The sequence below is a fragment of the Candidatus Frankia alpina genome, assembly GCF_902806485.1.
Classification (GTDB): domain Bacteria; phylum Actinomycetota; class Actinomycetes; order Frankiales; family Frankiaceae; genus Frankia; species Frankia alpina.
The window spans coordinates 1-2,102 of the sequence record NZ_CADCWT010000430.1 but is presented as its reverse complement, the minus strand read 5'-3'; the positions used below and the strand labels follow the sequence as shown (position 1 = coordinate 2,102).

Below are 2,102 nucleotides of genomic sequence, written 5' to 3'. Positions count from 1 at the left end.
CACACCCCGCAACAATTACCCAACCTCACAAATCGTTGCCGGGAATGGCTCACTGGCCATCGGCGGGGTACTGGCGCCCCGGTGATGAGACGATGGTCTACCATGATCAAAACTGGATGTCGGAGGGACAGCTCCTGCGTACCGGATCCGTACTCTTTTGACTTAAAACGCTGATCAGCGTAGTACCATCAGGGTATGAATATTTTTCTCATCGGTCCTCTCTTCCGACAACGAATCCCGGAGCGGATGCGCGCCGTCTTAACTGTCGCGATTCTCGCGATTTCTGGAACGGTACTTTCGGTGACCCCTGCGATAGCTGTACCTCAGTCCCGCAGTGCCGAACCTTTTATGGCCGGGACGACTATGTTTTCCGCTACCAAGAGGTGTACTGCTGGACTCGTCCTCAAGGATAACTCGTTCTTTGGTGGGATTACTGAGTATCGGCGCAGTGTCCGTTTTATTCTCACTGCCGGGCACTGTGGGTCGGTCGGTGATCAGTGGACTACGACCTCCGGGCAAGTCGTTGGCAAAGCCGTTTGGAAATCAGCCGCTCATCATGATTTTCTGCTCATCAGGGTTGAGCCGAGGCGCGACCTTGGCGTGGCCCCGGGGTGTATTCCCGGCAGCCAGAGGTTGCCGTGCGTCGTGGTCTCCTCGCATTACTATCCGCGTGCCGTCGGGAGAGTTTTCACCAATGGACCGGTGGCGAGCGAAAGTGCCCCGGTGAACGGGACGTCGATGTCCGGCATCGAGCATTGCCTTGGTCTCGGCTTTAGCGGTGCCGTCTGCCGGCACCGGAGCACTGAGCGACCCCGCGATGAACCTGCGGACCCGCCGGACGCCCAGGATCTTTCCTTCACTCGCGGCCCGGTGCGGTTTCTCCAGCAGGGTGATTCAGGCTCCCCGCTTTTTTCGAACAACGGCAACGTATTCGGCATCTTTAATGGCCGCATGTCCGACCTTCAAGGTGCCAGGTATACCAAGGTTCTTCTGTTCTTCTATGAGCAGACCGGCTATGCGCTGGCCCCGCCGGAGTGACCCCGGTCCAGGTTCCCCCATTTACCTTGCCCCTGAAGGAGTTCTATGAAGTACGTCAAGTTATTTTCCATTGTATCCCTTGCTTTTGGCGCCGCTCTAGCCCCGGTTGCTGTGCCTGCGAGCGCTGCCGACTTGACTAAGGCCGTTGTCAATTCTGTCACCACCTTCCAGTGCTCCGATGGGTGCAGCCTTCCGGGCGTTATCAACGTCGACCCACAGACTGTCGTCGGCCCCGACGCGTCAGATCCAACACTACGCGTTGGACGCTGGCCGCGAACGGTCTACATTTCGTGCTTTTTCGACGCTACGAGCGATGGCACGAAGTACCTTGTCTATGTCGACGACCGGGGCTGGACCGGCCAGTGGTGGATCGCCAAGGAGAACCTGCAACATGCAATCAACGAACAGTCGATCCGGCGTTGCCGGGGCCTACTCTGACTCAAAGGGCATTTAATTTGTCCTGATTACACATTACGCCATAGCGGATGTCTTGCTAGGTATGTATTTTGCTGATGTCGCACTGCTGGTTACGTCCGCCCGGTTCGCCTCCGCAGCTGCGGACTTCGGGCGCCGCCACCGCATCCAGATGATTGACCGGGAGCTGCTGGCCCGGTGGATGATCGGCGAGCAGATCCTGCCCGGTATCCGAGCACCCCGGCGCGCCGCACCGATGTCTCGCCCACCTGGGAAGAAGCCTCGGAGGAAGCCTCGCGATGATTGTTTTGCTTGTGCGTGTCGTGTTTCTGCCGTTCATAGCGGGGCTGTACTGGCTTGTTTCGCTGTGGTGCGGTGACCGGGACTGCCGGACGGCTGTGTCGCCGGCGGCGCCGGGGTCTGCTCGGCCGCTGCAACGACCATGGGTTTCAGCCGATCGCGTACGGCGACCTCCTCGCAATCGGGTTTTTTGCCCTCGCCTATGTCGGATTCCGCTTCTACAAGATCCTCAGCTAAGCCCAACCTCGGGCTGTCACGTGCCCGTCGATCGTGCTGGTGGATTCCAGCAACCTGCGAATCGGGCTGACCGCCGTCCCGCTGGCCCCGCGCCGGCGGCTAGTCGGCGTCTC

General features: G+C 59.5%; 3 protein-coding genes. All 3 read left to right on the top strand.

All coding sequences use genetic code 11. The annotated features are described in order from the left end of the window. Positions 1 to 195 precede the first annotated feature (195 nt). The gene (locus G6R25_RS23645; RefSeq protein WP_136449289.1) at positions 196 to 1,038 is read left to right on the top strand and encodes a S1 family peptidase; all 843 of its coding nucleotides are present in this window, start codon (positions 196 to 198) and stop codon (positions 1,036 to 1,038) included. Between the two features lie 45 nt (positions 1,039 to 1,083). Beyond that, on the top strand, positions 1,084 to 1,476 hold the full coding sequence (locus tag G6R25_RS23640) for a hypothetical protein (protein WP_136449290.1): 393 nt from the start codon (positions 1,084 to 1,086) through the stop codon (positions 1,474 to 1,476). Positions 1,477 to 1,537: 61 nt separating this feature from the next. Further along, positions 1,538 to 1,831, top strand: coding sequence for a restriction endonuclease (locus tag G6R25_RS29995; protein WP_328591880.1), 294 nt, complete (start codon positions 1,538 to 1,540; stop codon positions 1,829 to 1,831). Positions 1,832 to 2,102: the final 271 nt, after the last annotated feature.